Origin of the sequence: Flavobacterium flavipallidum (assembly GCF_038289905.1) — a bacterium.
Taxonomy (GTDB): Bacteria; Bacteroidota; Bacteroidia; order Flavobacteriales; family Flavobacteriaceae; genus Flavobacterium; species Flavobacterium flavipallidum.
In genome coordinates this window covers 78,970-97,855 of sequence record NZ_JBBYHU010000011.1, presented here as the reverse complement: position 1 = coordinate 97,855, position 18,886 = coordinate 78,970, and the positions used below count along the sequence as shown (strand labels likewise).

10 protein-coding genes are annotated in these 18,886 nt (G+C 37.0%); 9 read left to right on the top strand and 1 reads right to left on the bottom strand.

The annotated features are described in order from the left end of the window. Window position 1: 1 nt before the first annotated feature. On the bottom strand, window positions 2–2,254 hold the full coding sequence (locus tag AAEO59_RS07710; RefSeq protein WP_341700156.1) for a fasciclin domain-containing protein: 2,253 nt from the start codon (window positions 2,252–2,254) through the stop codon (window positions 2–4). Window positions 2,255–2,769: 515 nt separating this feature from the next. Here AAEO59_RS07710 and AAEO59_RS07705 point away from each other — a divergent pair. The 9 genes from AAEO59_RS07705 (at window position 2,770) to AAEO59_RS07665 (ending at window position 18,828) form a co-directional block, all read left to right on the top strand. After that, complete coding sequence (locus AAEO59_RS07705) at window positions 2,770–3,507, top strand: SDR family NAD(P)-dependent oxidoreductase (protein ID WP_341700155.1); 738 nt, start codon at window positions 2,770–2,772, stop codon at window positions 3,505–3,507. Window positions 3,508–3,878: 371 nt separating this feature from the next. Beyond that, complete coding sequence (locus AAEO59_RS07700; protein WP_341700154.1) at window positions 3,879–4,877, top strand: GntR family transcriptional regulator; 999 nt, start codon at window positions 3,879–3,881, stop codon at window positions 4,875–4,877. Window positions 4,878–5,150: 273 nt separating this feature from the next. Then, window positions 5,151–6,263 (top strand): PKD domain-containing protein, encoded by a 1,113-nt coding sequence (locus AAEO59_RS07695; RefSeq protein WP_341700153.1) that lies wholly within the window; start codon window positions 5,151–5,153, stop codon window positions 6,261–6,263. A gap of 40 nt (window positions 6,264–6,303) precedes the next feature. Beyond that, window positions 6,304–7,671, top strand: coding sequence for a glycoside hydrolase family 88/105 protein (locus AAEO59_RS07690; RefSeq protein WP_341700152.1), 1,368 nt, complete (start codon window positions 6,304–6,306; stop codon window positions 7,669–7,671). 22 nt (window positions 7,672–7,693) lie between these two features. Next, a complete protein-coding gene (locus AAEO59_RS07685) occupies window positions 7,694–9,052 on the top strand; it encodes a sulfatase family protein (protein ID WP_341700151.1) in 1,359 nt (452 codons plus the stop codon). Between the two features lie 121 nt (window positions 9,053–9,173). Beyond that, window positions 9,174–10,640, top strand: coding sequence for a glycoside hydrolase family 28 protein (locus AAEO59_RS07680; RefSeq protein ID WP_341700150.1), 1,467 nt, complete (start codon window positions 9,174–9,176; stop codon window positions 10,638–10,640). Between the two features lie 176 nt (window positions 10,641–10,816). After that, window positions 10,817–14,446: a DUF4450 domain-containing protein gene (locus tag AAEO59_RS07675; protein WP_341700149.1), complete on the top strand. Its 3,630-nt coding sequence runs from the start codon at window positions 10,817–10,819 to the stop codon at window positions 14,444–14,446. A 1-nt stretch (window position 14,447) separates the two neighbouring features. Further along, window positions 14,448–16,577, top strand: a complete 2,130-nt coding sequence (locus tag AAEO59_RS07670; RefSeq protein WP_341700148.1) for a hypothetical protein — start codon at window positions 14,448–14,450, stop codon at window positions 16,575–16,577. Window positions 16,578–17,049: 472 nt separating this feature from the next. Further along, a complete protein-coding gene (locus AAEO59_RS07665; protein ID WP_341700147.1) occupies window positions 17,050–18,828 on the top strand; it encodes a rhamnogalacturonan lyase in 1,779 nt (592 codons plus the stop codon). Window positions 18,829–18,886 lie beyond the last annotated feature (58 nt).

The following is an 18,886-nucleotide window of genomic DNA, read 5'->3' as shown; positions in this document are numbered from 1 at the left end:
ATTATCGTGGGAATTTAAGATAGTTATCTACTAAATGAATTAAGGATCTATCTGCCAAATTATTACTGCTGGCAGGAATAAAGTTAGCTGCAGGATTTATACCACCAACAGAGTTAATAGTAGTTCCATCTTTAAATGATAACGATCCTCCTGAACTTGTAATGCTAATAAAAGTTTTATCTCCAAATTCATCCTTCCTCAAGGTTTCGCGCAAACCAGTTATTAATCCGTCATTAGAAACTGTTGAATTCATAATGATATGATAACGAATAAAATCAGCTACCCTATCCTTATCACCTTGAAGAGTCGGATTAAAAGTAGGCACGCCTGTCGTTACATTTCCGGGAAGCTCTCCAGCTTTTACTGCATTTACAATTGCGGCATTATTTGGAACAATAATAGTACAGGAAGTTCCCAACTCTACCCCTTCAATTTTTCCAGTTGCAGCAGTATAAATAGTTGAATTTAATAAATATTGATAAAAATTATAGAATTGGGAGGTACTATTTGGTGCCAAAGCTGCAATCGCTTTTCCTTGTAAGTTTTCAGCATACTTAGGAATATTATCAATATAATAAGCTGTCCCATTTTCCTGAACTTCACTTCCTACAATATTAGCATAGGTACCTTTCTCAATATTACCTGCTGCCTGAATTCTATTGTGATCATATTTAATATATTCACCTGGAAGTATAAAATCACCGGTACGAATAACACCAGAAGTAGTTGCAATATCTTTCAATTCATCATTTGGTGTATAAACTATACCATTGTACAAGATTCTAACTAAACGATTTCTTGCTGCTGATGCTGCATCTGCGACGTTATTGTCAGGATTTATATACACCCATTCCTGACGAAGAAAATTATAATCAAATCCCAGACTTTTTAAAACAGCATCTGAAGGAATAAAAATTGTGAATTTTTGATGGATATTACTAATTAAATCTCTAAACCCTGAACCATCATTAAATATTCTGGTAACAAAAGAATAAGCAGGATCTAAATAAGCAGTAGTATATACACTAAAAAAGTAATCAGAATGCTGTACTTTATTAGAACCATAAAAGAACCCATTACTCAAAACTTTTTTATCAGTAATATCAGTATTAAAATCAAACCTCAAATCTTCTTTTAGATAATTAATATAATTTCCTTTTTTAGAAGGCCAAACCGCTCCCTGAACCATGTGTGCATTAACCAAATCCTGCCAAACATAAACGGGCAATTGAGATACACTGGTAAAATGTTTCAATAATTTAGTATTGATAAATTTCTGCAAAGTGTCATTTTCAGGAACAATCATAGTATAAGCATCCGATTGCCCATCATTATCTTCAGCTTTTACATAATTCTCATTATTAGGAGCATATGCAAGTGTTGGATCATATACCTTTACATACACATCATCAGACTGTCCTGTATAATTACGGTATGCTGTTGTTGCATTTTGATTAAAAATATAACTCACCAAGTGATCCTCCAATATACTTCGGAAAAGACTATATTTAGGGTTTTGCTCCAAATACTGATCAATATTTAACTTAGGAAGAGATACTTTATCCATTTCATGAATTACACCATTCTCAGCAATGATATCAGATTCAACCACCTTTCCGTCAAAAAGATTTAAACCATCATACTGCGTATTTGGATAAAAGAAATTATAATCAAATGCAGACAAGCCTTGATTTGTAAAATAATCATCAGCAAAATAAGTAACATACTTATTGTTGTTATCACCTGACACATAATAAGTTGATCCATTTCTATTGGAACCAACAATTACTCTTGGCACACCATTGATAGTTTTTGTTACAAAACCATCATAAAAAGCAGTTCTTCTTCTGAATGCACTATTCTCAACCCACCCTTTAGAAGATTGATAATCAGAAAGCTGATCTGTTCTAAATTTATTGTATACTAAAGCATACTTTACAATTTTAGACGCAGTTTCCGCATCAATTTTACTCACATCAGATATTCCATTATCCTGAAAATACTGAGCAAAAGCAGCATCATTTGGAGCAAACATGGTCCAATAACCTGCTTTCCCTAAAATATCCTTATAACCCGCTTTATCAATTAAAGCAGTTAAATTTTTAAAATTACCTCTGGCTTCCAATTGTTGGTAAATAGGATCCTCAAGATAATCTGGTCGGCCGTAGAACTCATTGAATGCATCTCGGCTACAACTGGCAAATAGCACCAGAAAGGGCAAGATTAATAAATAGTAGTTAATTTTTCTCTTCATTATTTGGTTAGCTTATAAAGTGATGAAATAATTAATTTGTGTTTTTTTTAACTCTTTTTTGTTAATATTTAACTTTTCAAAGTTATATGTTCAACTCAAGACATCTATCCTGCACTATCCTGTTTTTTATATATACAATAAAAAAAAACGGAAATAAATACAAATACCACAATCAATTAACAACAATTTTATACATAAAAAATTTACTGTATTTGTTAGCAAAACCAAGAACCTAGGCCATTATAATAGAAGCATCAAACATATGTATATCAAATTAACATATATTTTAGATCTTCACAAGAAAACGCCTTAAAACTGTTATTTAATAAATTCGAAATCAAACCTGCATCCAATCCAGTTTCTTTAAAAAGAATTAACTTATAAATCACTTCTGATTTTACAAATCAAAACTTAAAAAAACATCTTAATTTTGTACACCTAATATTTAAAATACAATCCAAGATTTTAAAATCAAATCTTTTAAATTATAAATAATCATCCTCAACAATATTATCATGAACACTAAAACAGCTATAGTCACAGGCGGAAATTCGGGCCTTGGATTTTCAACAGCAAAAAAATTATGTGATAACGGAATCAAAACCTATATCATAGGAAGAACTCAGGAAAAAACAGAAGCCGCTTGCAAAGAAATTGGCCCCAATGCAATTCCAGTAATTTACGACTTGAATGATCTAAAAAACATTCCTGCTTTGATCGCTGAACTAACAAAAGAAGCCCCAATAGATATTTTAGTAAACAACGCTGGAATTAATTTGAAAAAAGAATTCACAGAAGTTACTGATGAAGATTTCCTTTCTGTCATCCACACTAATCTACTGAGCGTTTTTGCGATTAGCAGAGAAGTTGTTAAAAACATGAAAACAAATAATGGTGGCAGCATTATCAACATCAGCTCAATGGCTTCTCAATATGGAATACCAAAAGTGATTGCATATTCTTCCAGCAAAGGAGCGATCGAATCTATGACAAGAGCCATGGCCGTTGAACTTGCCCCTTTTGGCATTCGTGTAAACTGTATAGCCCCAGGATTTATTAAAACAAAAATGTCAGCAGCAGCCTTAGACAATGATCCAGAACGAAAAAACAAAGTATTAGGAAGAACTCCTATGGGCTTTTTAGGAGAACCTGAAGACATAGGCGATGCAGCATACTTCTTTGCAACAGCCGAATCCAAGTATGTTACCGGAACGGTATTGCCAGTTGATGGCGGAAACAGTATTGGCTTTTAAGAACATCTATTTTTAATTTCAAATTAGATTTTTTAATTCCATTCAGTTTAGAATTTAATTAAATAAACCCGTTGGGTGAAATTATTAAAAACGTCAGTTCGAGTGTTTTTTGTGTAGTGAAACGAAACAAAAAATGTATCGAGAACCGTTTTTAATAAAATCTTTCTTGTTCTCGATACGATTTTCTACCGAAAATCACTCGAACTGACGAAAAATCACCATCAAAAACTAATTTCACCCAACGGGTTAAATAAGTAAATAAGGACTCCTATTTTATCATAAAAGGAGTCCTTACTATTTTGGGATAAAAAAATCTGTTAACCATAAATAAAATAAAATCATATATTTACAACTAGGAACAGATTTTAAAAATGGAAAACAAATTTACTTTCAATATCAATCACGAAAGCGATATCCCAAAATACCAACAACTTATCAATTCAATCAACAATGCTATCTCCGAAAACATTTTGGACAAAGGAGCTCAACTTCCTTCAGTAAACAGCATTTGTAAAGAACACCAACTTTCGCGAGACACCGTATTTAAAGCCTATTCATTATTAAAAGAGCAAAAAATTATTGACTCCGTTCCTAACAAAGGCTATTTTGTCCTTGGAGAAACCCGTAAAGTCCTTTTAGTTTTAGACACTTTCAAAGCCTATAAGGAGGTTCTTTACCACTCTTTTGTCAATAATATATCTGATAATATCATTGTAGATATCCAATTTCACCATTACAACATTGACAATTTCAAAACAATAATAAATAATAGTGTTGGCAAATACTTCAAATATATTGTAATGACATTTGACAACAAAGAAGTATCACCTACTCTTTCCATTATTTCAAACGATAAATTATTATTAATAGACTGGAACATCCATTCAAAAACCAAAAACAACTATATTTTTCAGGATTTTGGGAAATCATTCTACGAAGCTATAAAAGAAGGCATTGGTCTATTTAGGAAATACAAAGAACTCCATTTTGTATACCCTTCATTTACAAACCACCCAAAAGAAACTATTGTTTACTTTAAAAAATTTTGTTCCGATTACAATTTACCGCACAAAATAATAACCAATCCTAAAGAATTCACAATTCAAAAAAACACTGCTTATATCAGTGTTAGCGACCGTATCTTAGGAAACTTTTTAGAACAATGCAGAGAAAAGAGTTTAGAACCGGGTAAAGATGTAGGTTTCTTGTCTTATAATGACACTCCGATGAAAAAATTCATCTACAAAGGAATTTCGGTCATCACGACTGATTTTGAAGAATTAGGTAAAAAGGCTGCCGAATTCATCACAAAGGACGAATCTATACAACTTTATATCCCAACAAAATTAATCATAAGAGAATCTTTGTAATCACTTTATATTTTTTTTTAAAAAAACAGGATAGTACAGGATTCTTATATAAAATATTTACTTTAATATTGAACTAACAATAAGATATAAAAAAATTGTAGCATTTTTTTATTAAATTCAAAAAAATTATTGTAAACACGGAAATAATATCCAAAAGGATACATTTATAATTTAGTTTTTAGTTTAGTTTTAAAAGTGAGTTTTTAGTTTTAAGCCCTAACCTTTGTTGGGGCTTTTTTAACTAAATACCGTCAGAACAAAAACCTTCATACAATGCTTTTTAAATTCAAATCAATTTTCAATTTTAGCTTTAAAGCAAAGTACAGCTTTTCGTTTATAGTAATAACTTTCCTAACTCAACTCAACTACTCTCAAGAAAACAGACAATTTCAAGTATTTCAATTTCCTGCCAATAAAATCCCTACGATAGACGGGAATAGTGAAGACTGGAAAATGGTACCTAAAAATTATGTGGTGGGAATGGATCAATTATGGGACGATAGCGGTAAACAACCCAAAGCCAACCCAAAAAACCTGGATGTTAGCGTAAAAGTAGGCTGGGTAAAAGGGCTCAATCGTTTGTATTTTCTTTATGAAGCTTATGATGATTATTGGGATTTTTCATTACCGGGTTTACACAACGATACTTTTGAATTGATAGTTGATGCGGACCAATCAGGAGGCCCTTTTATTGACCGTTTTCACCCCAATCCAAGTCTAACAAATACAATGGAAGCCTTTTTCTCCTACCACGGAGTGCATGCTCAAAACTACCATATTTTCACTCCAGCATTAGAGAAAGACTGGACGATGGTTTGGGGTAGTCAACCTTGGATTAAAAAACTTCCTTATGCCAATGTTTCTTACCATTATAATTTTAAACCGGGTCAAAGTGGAAAATTAACCTTGGAATTCTGGATCACTCCTTTTGATTATGCAGGAAACGATCCTTCAAGAGCAATCGAATCCATCTTGGAAGAAAATAAAAACATCGGGCTTTGCTGGGCAATAATCGATTATGATGATGTAAACAAAACAGAAAACAATGGTTTTTGGAATCTTTCAAAAGAACACAAAATGTATGGAAATGCTTCTTACAGCCTGCCTTTTAAACTGATGCCTTTGGAAAACCAATTCAAAAAAGAAATTGAAGCCAAATGGTCTTTTAAGGTTGTGAATATGCCAAAAAGAGAAGTCGCTTTCGTTGATGAATCTGATGGCGAAGTTAACTCCTGGAATTGGGATTTTGGTGACGGAACAACTTCAACTGAACAAAATCCGATTCATCAATACAAAGAAGCCGGAAAATATGTTGTAATTTTAAACATCAAAGGACCAAAAGGGACGTCCCAACTATCAAAAGTTTGGGATGTTGCAGTAAAATAAAAAACGCACTAACAAACCATTAATATAATACCAAACCAAAATGAAAACCAAACCATTCACAACCGGAATTAAAATCGGAGTTGCGGCAGCCATAATGGCAATACCAACTCTTGTAAACGCTCAGCAACCTGCAAACGATGTTACCGCGCCTTTACATCTTTTACAACCCGATTATCCTACACCTTATGGAGCAAAATCGACTCAGGAAATCAAAGCTACCATCGATAGAATTTATAATTTTCTTGAAAAAACAACTCCGGCTGGCCTGATAGACAATAAAACCAAACAGGAAATTACCGATTTAAAAAAACTGAACGAAAATACCGTATTTGCTCCAGGAACCTTTAGATTAACCAGCTACGAATGGGGAGTAACTTATGCGGGAATGCTTCTTGCAACTGAAGCCACAGGAGATCAAAAATATGCCGATTACACGAATAAAAGATTAAAACTAATCGCCGACATTGCTCCTTATTACAAAAAAGAGCTTGCTAAAAACAGTAAATTTCCTTCTCCGGTACACGGTTTCTTAATACCACACGCTTTGGACGATGGCGGAGCCGTTACTGCCTCGATGATTAAAGCACAAAGAGCAGGATCAAAAACCGACCTTAGACCATTAATTGATCATTTCATGGACTACATCAGCACTAAAGAATTTCGCCTAACTGATGGAACTTTGGCAAGAAACAGACCGCAACCTAATACTTTGTGGTTGGATGACATGTTTATGGCAGTTCCTGCTTTGGCACAAATGGGTAAATTGACTGGAGATGTAAAATATTATGACGATGCCGTAAAACAGGTAAAACAATTCTCTGAGCGTATGTTCAACAGCCAAAAAAACTTATACATGCACGGATGGGTACAATCAATAGAGGAACATCCGCAATTTCATTGGGCTCGCGCCAATGGCTGGGCAGTAATGACGATGGTGGAACTATTAGAAGTTTTACCAAAAGACCATCCGGGATACAACATGGTTTTAAACCAATTAAGAGCACACATCAAAGGACTGGTTGCTTATCAGGATGGAACCGGTTTCTGGCATCAGTTAATTGACCGTAACGATACTTATTTGGAAACTTCGGCAACTGCTATTTATGCTTATTCAATCACCCGCGCTATTAACAGAGGCTATATTGACAAGGCTGCTTATGCTCCTGCTGCCTTATTAGCCTGGAATGCAGTAGCCACAAAAGTAAACGACAAAGGAGAAGTTGAAGGAACCTGCGTAGGAACCGGAATGGGTTTTGATCCCGCTTTTTACTACTACCGCCCTATCAATGTTTTTGCTGCGCATGGTTATGGACCTGTAATTTTAGCCGGTTCAGAAATCATTTTAATGCTTAAAAACAACCAATTTGAAATCAACGACAGTTCTTTACAATTAAAAGCATCTAAATAATTTTAAAAATCTTACCTCATTCATGAATAGCCACTTCATCAGCAGCATAGCCGTATTATTTTTATGGGTTGTAACTTTTGGTCAATCAACTCAAAAACCTATTACACCAAATTTTGTGGTTATTGTCGCTGATGATGCAGGCTGGAATGATGTGAGCTATAATGGCTCAGAAATACATACTCCAAACATTGACTGGCTTGCCAAAAACGGAGCCCAACTCAACCGTTTGTACACTGCTCCTACATGTTCTCCATCCAGAGCGAGTTTTTTTACCGGAAGACCTTCTAGCCGCATGGGAATTGTTGCCCCAATAAGTGACAAAAGTAATTTAAGCCTTCCGGCAAATGTAACTACGCTTCCTCAAGCGCTACACAAGCAAAATTACCAAACGGCTTTGTTTGGCAAATGGCATTTGGGATTAAACCCTTCCAGCGGACCTAAAGTCTATGGATTTGATTATTCTTATGGCTTTTTACATGGGCAAATAGACCAATACAGCCATGAATACAAAAACGGAGATCCCAGTTGGCACCGAAACGGCCAATTTATTACCGAAAAAGGACACGTCACTGATTTAATAGAAAACGAGGCAATTAATTGGTTAAAAACCAAAAGAGACCCTGCTAAGAATTTCTATATCCAATTGAGTTACAGTGCTCCGCATTTTCCTTTACAGGAAGAAGAAAAATGGAAAAAACCTTATCTGAAAACCATTAAAAATAATTCCCGAAGAGACTATGCCGCTGCTATGTCGCATTTGGATTATAGCATTGGACAAATATTAAAAACCTTAAAACAACAGCATTTAGACCAAAATACTGTTGTGATTTTCATGAGTGATAATGGTGCTATGGACAAATGGATTCCGGGAAATCAATACCAAGGAAGACATGCTGCAAATGACGTTTTAGGAAGCAATTTCCCATTGCGCGACTGGAAAACCACTAACTACGAAGGCGCTGTAAGAGTACCTGCAATCATCTATTGGAAAAACAAAATCAATGCTTCTTTAAATAAAAACTACATCTCCGTAAGCGATTTAATGCCAACCATTTTAACCTTGGCCGGAGCCAAATCTATTCCTGAAACTGTAGAAGGAAAAAACATTTGGAATTCGATTATCTCCAAAGATTCCATCCCAAATCAGCAAATTTACATTAGAGGACATTTGCAGGAAAGCATTACTGAAAAACCCTGGAAATTAATAAGAACCAGACATAAAAATGCGCCAACCGTTTTCGAACTTTATAATATCGAAAAAGATCCTGAAGAAAAACAAAATGTATTTCAACAACATGAAAAACTAGCCGAAAATCTAAAAAACAAGCTGAAAGAGCAATTCAACAAGGATGCAAAAGAAGTGAATTTAGGAGGAGAATAAATCGAAATTATCCAAAACTATCTCTTTTTTATCAGTCCATACAATTTCCTTTTAAAATCAGGCAAGTACAGGATAGCGATTAAACGGTAATTAATGATTTTAGAAGTCTAAACCATCTGAAATGAAAAACTACTATCTGTATATTAGCACCATTTTTCTTGTATTGCTTTCCTGCAAAGGAACAACTCAGACAAGCAATCGTTCGGCTACTTTTGAACCGAATTGGATCAACAAAGTAGGTGCAAAAGAAAATGCTTTTAAAGCTAAAACCTATTATGCGAACGATTTTGGAGCATTAAATGATGGCAAAACACTTTCGACTGAAAACATCCAAAAAGCCATAGATGAGTGTAGTAAAAATGGTGGCGGTACGATTACTTTCAAACCCGGAAATTACTTAACGGGTTCATTATTCATCAAAGAAGGAGTGCATTTTTATGTACCAAAAGCTGTCACTATTTTAGGCAGTGAAAACATTGCCGATTATCTGGAAATTGATACCCGTGTTGCCGGAATTGAAATGAAATGGCCTGCTGCTCTAATCAACGTACTAGATCAAAAAAATGTAACTATTGATGGCGAAGGTACTATCGATGGACAAGGAAAGGTACACTGGGATTATTACTGGAATTTACGCAAAGAATACGAAGCCAAAGACTTGCGATGGATTGTAGATTATGATGCCAAACGTCCCAGAACCATTTTAATTACTAATTCTAAAAACATTTTTCTTAAAGATGTAAACATCCAAAGAGCAGGATTCTGGACCGTGCAGGTTTTATATTCAGAATACATTACCTTTGATGGCATCAAAATAAGAAACAATATTGGCGGGCATGGCCCAAGCACCGACGGAGTGGATATCGATTCGTCAAGATGGATATTGGTTCAAAACTGTGATATTGATTGCAATGATGATAATTTCTGCCTGAAAGCAGGTCGTGATTGGGATGGATTGCGTGTAAACAAACCAACCGAATATGTGGTGGTACGCAATTGTATTGCCCGTCAGGGAGCCGGTTTATTTACTCTGGGAAGTGAAACTTCCGGAAGTATTCGCCACGTTTATGCTTCCAACATTCAGGGATACGGAACTAAAAACGGATTAAATATCAAATCGGCCACCAATCGAGGCGGAACTGTAGAAGATGTTTATATGGAAAACATCAAAATGGAAAGCGTAGGTACTTTTATCACTGTTTCGATGAACTGGAATCCGGCTTATAGCTACTCCAAACTTCCGGCTGGTTATACCGAAGAAACTTTACCAATACATTGGAAAAAGATGCTCACTAAAGTAGAACCCGCCTCCAAAGGAATTCCTGTTTTTAGAAATATTTACTTAAAAAACATTGACATCAAAGGAGCTAAAAAAGCTATATCGGTTGCAGGATTAAAGGAATCTATTGTCGAAAACATCACTCTTAAAAATGTCCATATTACAGCCGAAACTGCAGGAAACATTGCCTACAGCAGCAATTGGATTTTAGACGATGTAACTATAAATGCTTTAGATAATTCGACACTAAAAATTGAAAATTCAAAGAATGTAGATTTTTCAAAAGCTGTAACCACTACTAAAAAGTAACACGTAAAATAGAGACACGAATTCACTAATTTAATTATTGAGGTTTATCTATTATCATTTCACTAATTAAAATAAAATTCGTGAAATAAAAGCGATAATAAATAACTAATAAAATTCGTGACCCGAGCGATCGCGAATAAACGAAGTAATTCGTGGCAAAAAATTATCATTCTATAATGAAATCCAAAACCGCTATTTCCCTGCTACTGCTTTCTTTTTCTATATCTAATCTGATTGCACAAAGTCAGAATTTATGGCATGGAGAAAAGCGAAAAATCCATTATACACCTGAAGGCAAAAGTTTTGTTCTACAAAACGGAACCCGAAAATTCAACCGTGCCTTGTACGGAACCAACACTGCTTTTAGAGTCGAAGCCGGTGATTTGCCTGAATTTGCTATGTACATGCCGGGTATGGGAGGGAATTTCAAATTGGGTTTAGTCAATGGAAAAAACAGCAAATGGATTACCGAAGCCGATAAAATAAACACCAAATACACTCCCGGAACAGTTGAGTATGTAATAAAAGATGCTTTACTTGCCAATGCGACTTTAACCATTCAAATTGTCGCTCTGGCGGATAGTGATGGTTTTATTCTGAAAGTTATCGGAGATAATATACCTAAAAACACTTCCCTAATATGGGCTTACGGTGGTGCAAGCGGTAAAAAATTCTTCCGAAACGGTGACATTGGCGGCGATCCTGAATCCGTTTTTTATTTACAACCGGAATATTGCGTCAACAATCAATATCAGATTAACAAAAACAGCTTTAGTGTTTCTTATGGTTCAGCGAGCAGTAAAAAAGCGACTGAAAACACGCAGTTAATCAACGCTGTTTTTCCGGATTCGAAAGTACATTTGGCTAGTGCCAATTTCCTAAAAACACCATTAGAAAACTATAATTCGAAAGCAGATTCGGTTCCAATGATTATTGGCCAACTGAACCAATTTTCGAAAGAAGGAAATTATTGGTTATTCGAAAACACTGCTAAAATTGAAAATAACAGCCAACAAATAGTAGCCGAAAGATTCAAAAAAGCCATTGTTCAAAGCGAAGTTTTGGCAAACCGAATAAAAGTAAATACACCCGATCCTTACATCAATACTTTGGGCGGCGCATTAGCCATGGCTGCCGATGCCATCTGGGAAAATCCCGCTTATTTACATGGGGCTGTGGCCTGGCGCATGTATTTAAACGCCTGGCGTGGCGCCTATGTTGCCGATCCTTTAGGCTGGCATGACAGAGCCAAAACCCATTTTGAAAGCTATGGAAACTCACAGGTTACCGAACCAGAATCTGGTCCTGTAGTTCCTGATACGACTAGAAATTATGCGCGCCAACTGGAAAAAATAGGCACTTCTATGTTCAGTAGCGGTTACATCAGCCGCAATCCTAACAACAACAAAATAGCGCATCATTATGATATGAATTTGGTTTTTATAGACCAGTTAATCCGTCATTTTAAATGGACGGGAGATGTAGTTTTCCTAAAAAAAATGTGGCCTGTTATCAAAAGGCATCTGGCTTGGGAAAAAAGAAATTACGATGTGGATGGCGACGGACTCTATGATGCCTATGCAGCGATCTGGGCCAGTGATGCCCTGCAATACAGCGGTGGCGGTGTGACTCATACATCGGCTTATAATTATTATGCCAATAAAATGGTAGCGGAATTAGCAAAGATTATTAGCGAAGATGGTTCGGCTTACGCCAAAGAAGCGGCTCACATTCATCAGGCAATTCAGCAAAAATTATGGAAGAACAACAAAGGTACTTTTGCCGAATACAAAGACCTTTTGGGCAACCAACTCACCCATGATACGCCTGCAATCTGGACGATTTATCATGCCTTAGACAGTGAAATCGCGAATCCTTTTCAAGCTTACCAAGCCTTGCGCTATGTAGATACCGACATCCCGCATATCCCGGTTGCTGCCGAAGGTTTAGACAAAAAGAATCTCGAAATAGTATCCACCACCAACTGGCAGCCTTATACCTGGTCGCTGAACAATGTGGCGCTGGCTGAAATTTTGCACACTTCCCTAGCCTACTGGCAGGGTGGACAAAGCGAAAAAGCGTACCGACTTTGGGAAAGTGGCTTAATCGAAAGCATCTATCTGGGGGCTTCGCCGGGTGGTTTTGAACAATTGTTGTTTCAGGATGCCATTCGTGGCGAATTGTATCGCGACTTTGCCGATCCTGTTGGAATGGCAGGACGAACTTTAGTAGAAGGACTTTTCGGGATTCAACCTGATGCACTTAAAAACACCTTAACGATTCAGCCCGGTTTACCAAAATCATGGGATCATGCTTCGCTTGAAATTCCGGATGTGGCTTTTGCTTTCGAAAGAACAACAAACACCGATGTTTATCAAATCAAACCTCATTTTGCAACAAAAATGAATCTGCAATTATTGGTCAATGCTACTCATGAAAGTATCAGTAAAGTGACGGTTAACGGTAAAGAAGTCTCTTGGAAAATGATTGATGGAACTGTTGGAAGTCCAAAAATCAGTATCGAAAATCAATATGCCGATTCGTATAGGGTTGAAATCGTTTGGAGCAATGAACTTTTAGAACAACCAACTGCGGTTTCCACCATTTGCGAAGGCGAAAACATGAAAATCACAACTAATAAAGCTACCATTTTAGAAATAAAAGATACTCAAAACGCTTTATCAAAAGTTGTTTTAAGCAATAACGAAATCAATGCTGTAGCAAATAATTTGGGCAGCAAATCTTTCTTTGTAAAACTAAAACAAAAAGAATTGATTTGGTGGCAGGCAATTGATATCAATATTACTCCAAAATTTGAAATCATTTCGACTTCGATAAAAGGAGAAAATGCAGTTGTAACCATCAAAAACAATTCATCAAAAGCAATAAATGGATTACTTATTTCGAATCAAAAAGCAAACAGCATTAAAATCAGTTTAAAAGCGAACTCAGAAAACAATATTGAAATCCCTTTGACACAATTAGTTTCGGGAACAAATGCTGTTGAAATAACTGCTGAAGATGGTTCCAAAACAAAATTAAATTTCACCAACTGGGACATTCAAGCCAATTCAAAAACAAACTGGGAGACTGTAAAACTGGATGGCTATTTCAATGACAAAGTCACGAATATTTTCGAAAACAAATACCTCAGCCCGAGAGCGCAATCGCCAAGTCTTCAAATCCCTACTCAGGGCATTGGCAACTGGTGTTATCCTCTTGTAAAACCTCTAATTGATGATGCCGGACTCAGAGCAAAAGCAGGAACAAACAATCAAATTAGTAGTCCGCAAGGAGTTCCTTTCTCTACGCCTTCGAATGCTGATAAAAAAAATATTGCCTTTGTTTCGCAATGGGATAATTTCCCTAAATCAGTTGCCATTCCCCTTTCGGGAAAAGCCTCTCACGCTTATTTAATGGTGGCGGGAACCACTAATCCAATGCAAAGTCGTTTTACCAATGGCGAAATAATTATAATTTACACCGACGGCAGCAGCGAGAAACTGGAACTGAAGAATCCGGAAAACTGGTGGCCTATCGAACAGGATTTTTATACCGATGGCTATGCTTTTACCACCAATGCTCAAAAACCACCAAGAGTCTATCTAAAAACAGGAACGATTAGCAGAGACTTTAAGGATTTTAAATCGATAAAAGGTTTCAGTGATTTTGGGGTCGAAGGCGGAGCCGGAACAATTATTGATATTCCATTGGATCAAAATAAAAACCTAAAAAGCATAGAAATAAAAGCCATTGCCAATGAAGTACTTATTGGACTAATGAGCCTAACTTTAAACAGAAATTAACATGAAAAAATTATTAATCAGCCTCTCTGTATACCTGCTACTAACCACAGCAAAAGCACAGGAAAAAATAGACCGAAAAGCATTGGTAACAAGACACAATGTCAATATCACCAAAATTGACACTTTGGGTTCTTTATCTGTTGGAAACGGAACTTTCGCCTTCACCGTTGATGCTACAGGATTACAAACATTCCCGGATTATTATCAGGCAGGTGTGCCACTGGGAACCCAGTCGGAATGGGGATGGGATGCTGTTCCGAATACTGAAAATTATAAATTTGAAGAAAGCTTAAAAAATTTTCAGCAAAACGGAAGACAGGTTTCTTATGCAGTTCAACAAAAATCTACCGAACAAGTTAAAAATGCTGTAGAATATTTTCGTGCCAATGCTCACCGCCTGCAATTAGGGAATTTAGGATTTGAATTCTATAAAAAAGATGGTTCGCTGGCTCAGCCTTCGGATATTAAGAACATCAAACAAACTTTGAATGTCTGGACGGGAGTAATTGAAAGTTCTTTTACTTTTGACGGAAGCCCTGTAACGGTTTGGACTGCTTCGCACCAGGAAAAGGATGCTATTGGAGTAAAAGTAGTTTCGGATTTAATTAAAAAAGGACAATTGAAAATCCGCTTACGCATTCCGTTCCCAACAATGAAATGGGGCGACAATGGAAACTTGTGGAAAGCCGATTTAGCTTATACCAGCACGCTTTCAAACAACGGAAAAAACGAAGCCATTATCAAGCACAAAATGGATTCTATCACCTACAATATTGGTCTGAAATGGAAAGGAAACGCTGCTATTGCTCAAAAAGAAGCGCATTATTATATCGTTACTCCAAAAGACAAGCAATTTGAATTCAGCTGCGAATTTGCTCCGGCATACAAAGGCAAAATACAAACTCCTGATGTGGCTGCAATCCAATCCAGCAGTGTTAACGGATGGGAGAAATTCTGGAAAAGCGGAGCTGCCGTTGATTTTTCAAAATGTACCGACAGCCGTGCTTTCGAATTGGAACGCAGAGTCATTTTATCACAATATCTAACCAAATTGCAATGTGCCGGAAATGAACCGCCGCAGGAAACAGGTTTAACTTACAACAGCTGGTACGGCAAACCACACCTCGAAATGCACTGGTGGCATGGCGTTCATTATCCGCTTTGGGGAAGAGCTGCACTTTTAGAAAAAAGCCTTCCTTGGTACAACAAAGTTTATGATAATGCCAAAAAAATTGCCGTAAGACAGGGTTATGATGGGGTAAGATGGCAAAAAATGACCGATCCGGATGGTAACGAAGCGCCTTCTTCAATTGGGGCATTGTTGATTTGGCAACAGCCGCATTTCATTACTTATGCCGAATTGATGTATCGCGACCATAAAGACAAAGCGACTTTGGATTTATACAAAAAACGCGTTTTTGCCACTGCCGATTTCATGGCTTCTTTTGCTTATTACGACAATGAGAAAAAAAGATACATTCTGGGTCCCGGAGTAATTCCGGCACAGGAACGTTTTAAAGCCGATGAAACTTTTAATCCTACTTACGAATTGGCTTATTGGAATTGGGCATTAAACACCGCTTTAGAATGGAAAAAACGTGTTGGCGAACCGGAAGTTGCCAAATGGAAAGATGTGGTAGCTCAGTTATCAAAATTGCCTGTTCAGGACAATGTGTATTTAGCTACCGAAAGCGCAACGGATTCGTATACCAATCCGGAATACAAAACCGATCATCCTTCTGTTTTTGGAACTTATGGTATGTTGCCTGAAACGACCTTATTGGACAAAACCATCATGAAAAACACCTTCGATTTGATTTGGAAAACTTGGTCATGGAAAGAAACCTGGGGTTGGGATTTCCCAATGACAGCGATGACCGCAGCTCGTTTAGGAATGCCTGAAAAAGCGGTTGACGCCTTGTTTATGAATGTACAAACCAATACCTATTTAGTTAACGGACACAATTATCAGGAAGGTCGTTTGCCTATTTATTTGCCAGGAAACGGAGGAGTTCTTACAGCCGTTGCCATGATGTGTGCCGGATGGGACGGGACTACCGAAAAGAATCCGGGTTTCCCAAAAGATGGAAAATGGAATGTAAAATGGGAAGGTCTTGAAAAAATGTTTTAATAACCCGTTAAGTGAAATTGTTTTTTGATTCTAAATCTTCGTCAGTTCGAGTGAATTTTCAGAAAATGCGAATAGCTTTTTCAGAAAATTTGTATCGAGAACCATTTTTAGTAAAAACATCATTGGTATTGATTTTACTGAGGAAATAGTATAAAGAACAAGAAAATTTATCATCAAAAACCGTTCTCGATACATTTTTTGCTTCATTACATTACGCAAAAAACACTCGAACTGACGTTTTTGATAATCTAAATCCTGAGAGTTATTAATTCTCAGGATTTTTTTTTAACAAAAAAGCCCCTAACACGTTAAACATCTTCACTTTTTTACAGTCTAATGGTATAAAAATTGATAACTAAAAGCATCTTTATAACCAAACCAACCCTCAACCATGAAAAACACCTGGAATAAAAAACTTCTAATACTACTCGCTTTTCAACTATCCTGTTCTTTATTATTCGCCCAAAGGCAAATGGAATCCCTTGACAGAGGATTGATTGCAGTAAAAGAAAAAGGTCATTTTTATATTAGCTGGCGCGTTTTAGGCTCCGATGCTGATCATTTAGCTTTTAATTTGTATCGAAAAAGCGGAAACAACAAAGCCATTCTTGTCAACGACAAACCCATCACCGGAGCTACCAATCTAATTGATGAAAAAGCCAATCCTGCCGAAGAAAATACCTGGTTTGTAAAAACGGTTTTGAACGGAGTCGAAAAAGAAGCCAAAGGCAGTTTCACCATCGCAGCCAATAGTCCCGATAAAAATTATTTATCCATTCCTATAAAAACTATTCCGGGATATTCTCCTAACGATTGTTCTGTAGGAGATTTAGATGGTGATGGCCGTTATGATTTGATCGTTCACATGACAGGAAAAGGAGCAGACAATTCATTTAAAGGATTAACAGATCCACCCGTTTTTCAGGCCTATACTTTAGATGGGAAATTTTTATGGGAAATTAATTTGGGTAAAAACATCCGCGAAGGCGCCCATTATACCCAGTTTATGGTTTACGATTTGGATGGCGACGGTATAGCTGAGTTTGTTTGTAAAACCGCCGATGGAACTACTGACAGCGCCAATAATGTGGTTGGTGATGCCTCAAAAGACTGGAGAGATACCAATCAAAACTCGCCTACTTTCGGTAAAATATTACAAGGCCCAGAATACCTGACGGTTTTTGACGGAAAATCAGGAAAAATAGTAACCACAGTGCCTTATATTCCTGAAAGAGGAGATATTGGAAAATGGGGAGGAAAAGGCGGAAACGGGAAAAACGACCGAACTGGAAACAGAGTCGATCGTTTTACGGCCTGCATTGCCTATTTGGACGGCGTGCATCCAAGCGTGGTCATGTGTCGTGGGTATTACGGCCGTATTGTGATGGCAGCCTGGGATTTTAAAGATAAAAAACTGGCTTCAAGATGGGTTTTCGACAGCAAAGACGGGAACAATCCGTTTTCAGGAATGGGAAATCACGGACTCTCGGTTGCCGATGTGAATAATGACGGAAAAGACGAAATTGTTTATGGATCGATGGTGGTTGATAACGATGGAAAAGGGCTGTACACTACAAGATTCAGACATGGTGATGCGCTTCACGTAAGCGATTTAGACCCTGAAATTCCGGGTCAGGAAGTTTTTGGCGTTCATGAAATTGAAGAAGGAACTACAGGACCTGGAGTGGCGCTATTTTCAGCTGCCAATGGAAAAGTTTTGTTTACCGCTGCTCCTAATGAAGATGTAGGAAGAGGTGTTGCTGATAATATTGATTCTAGTAGAATTGGCGCGCAAATGTGGTGGTCAGGCTCAAGAGGTTTGTATGACATCAAAGGAAATCGTATTGGAGATGCTCCACGGGCCGCTAACTTTGTCATTTATTGGGATGGCGATGCTTCAAGGGAAATCCTGAACTCCAATTATATTGACAAATACGGAAAAGGACGACTGTTTACCGCCGAAGGAGCGCGTTCTAACAATGGAACCAAATCGACTCCTGCCCTTTCTGCTGATATTTTAGGAGACTGGAGAGAAGAACTCATTTTAAGAAGTGAAGACAATAGCGAACTGCGTATTTATTCCACTACGATTCCTACGACTATCAGGCAATATACCCTGATGCACGATTCGCAATACCGACTGGCCATTGCCTGGCAAAACGTTGGCTACAACCAGCCGCCACACACCAGTTTTTATATGGGTACAGGAATGAAACCGGCTCCAAAACCGAATATTAAATTGGTTCCTTAAAACTTTTATTTTAGGTATATTTTTAAAAGCACAGTACAGACTGCACTTTTTTATTTTG

What these genes read in the sequence shown, in the direction of transcription:
- AAEO59_RS07700 (WP_341700154.1), top strand. Translation starts at nt 3,879, where the DNA reads ATGGAAAACAAATTTACTTTCAATATCAATCACGAAAGCGATATCCCA.
- AAEO59_RS07665 (WP_341700147.1), top strand. Translation starts at nt 17,050, where the DNA reads ATGGAATCCCTTGACAGAGGATTGATTGCAGTAAAAGAAAAAGGTCAT.
- AAEO59_RS07685 (WP_341700151.1), top strand. Translation starts at nt 7,694, where the DNA reads ATGAATAGCCACTTCATCAGCAGCATAGCCGTATTATTTTTATGGGTT.
- AAEO59_RS07670 (WP_341700148.1), top strand. Translation starts at nt 14,448, where the DNA reads ATGAAAAAATTATTAATCAGCCTCTCTGTATACCTGCTACTAACCACA.
- AAEO59_RS07690 (WP_341700152.1), top strand. Translation starts at nt 6,304, where the DNA reads ATGAAAACCAAACCATTCACAACCGGAATTAAAATCGGAGTTGCGGCA.
- AAEO59_RS07675 (WP_341700149.1), top strand. Translation starts at nt 10,817, where the DNA reads ATGAAATCCAAAACCGCTATTTCCCTGCTACTGCTTTCTTTTTCTATA.
- AAEO59_RS07705 (WP_341700155.1), top strand. Translation starts at nt 2,770, where the DNA reads ATGAACACTAAAACAGCTATAGTCACAGGCGGAAATTCGGGCCTTGGA.
- AAEO59_RS07710 (WP_341700156.1), bottom strand. Translation starts at nt 2,254, where the DNA reads ATGAAGAGAAAAATTAACTACTATTTATTAATCTTGCCCTTTCTGGTG.
- AAEO59_RS07695 (WP_341700153.1), top strand. Translation starts at nt 5,151, where the DNA reads ATGCTTTTTAAATTCAAATCAATTTTCAATTTTAGCTTTAAAGCAAAG.
- AAEO59_RS07680 (WP_341700150.1), top strand. Translation starts at nt 9,174, where the DNA reads ATGAAAAACTACTATCTGTATATTAGCACCATTTTTCTTGTATTGCTT.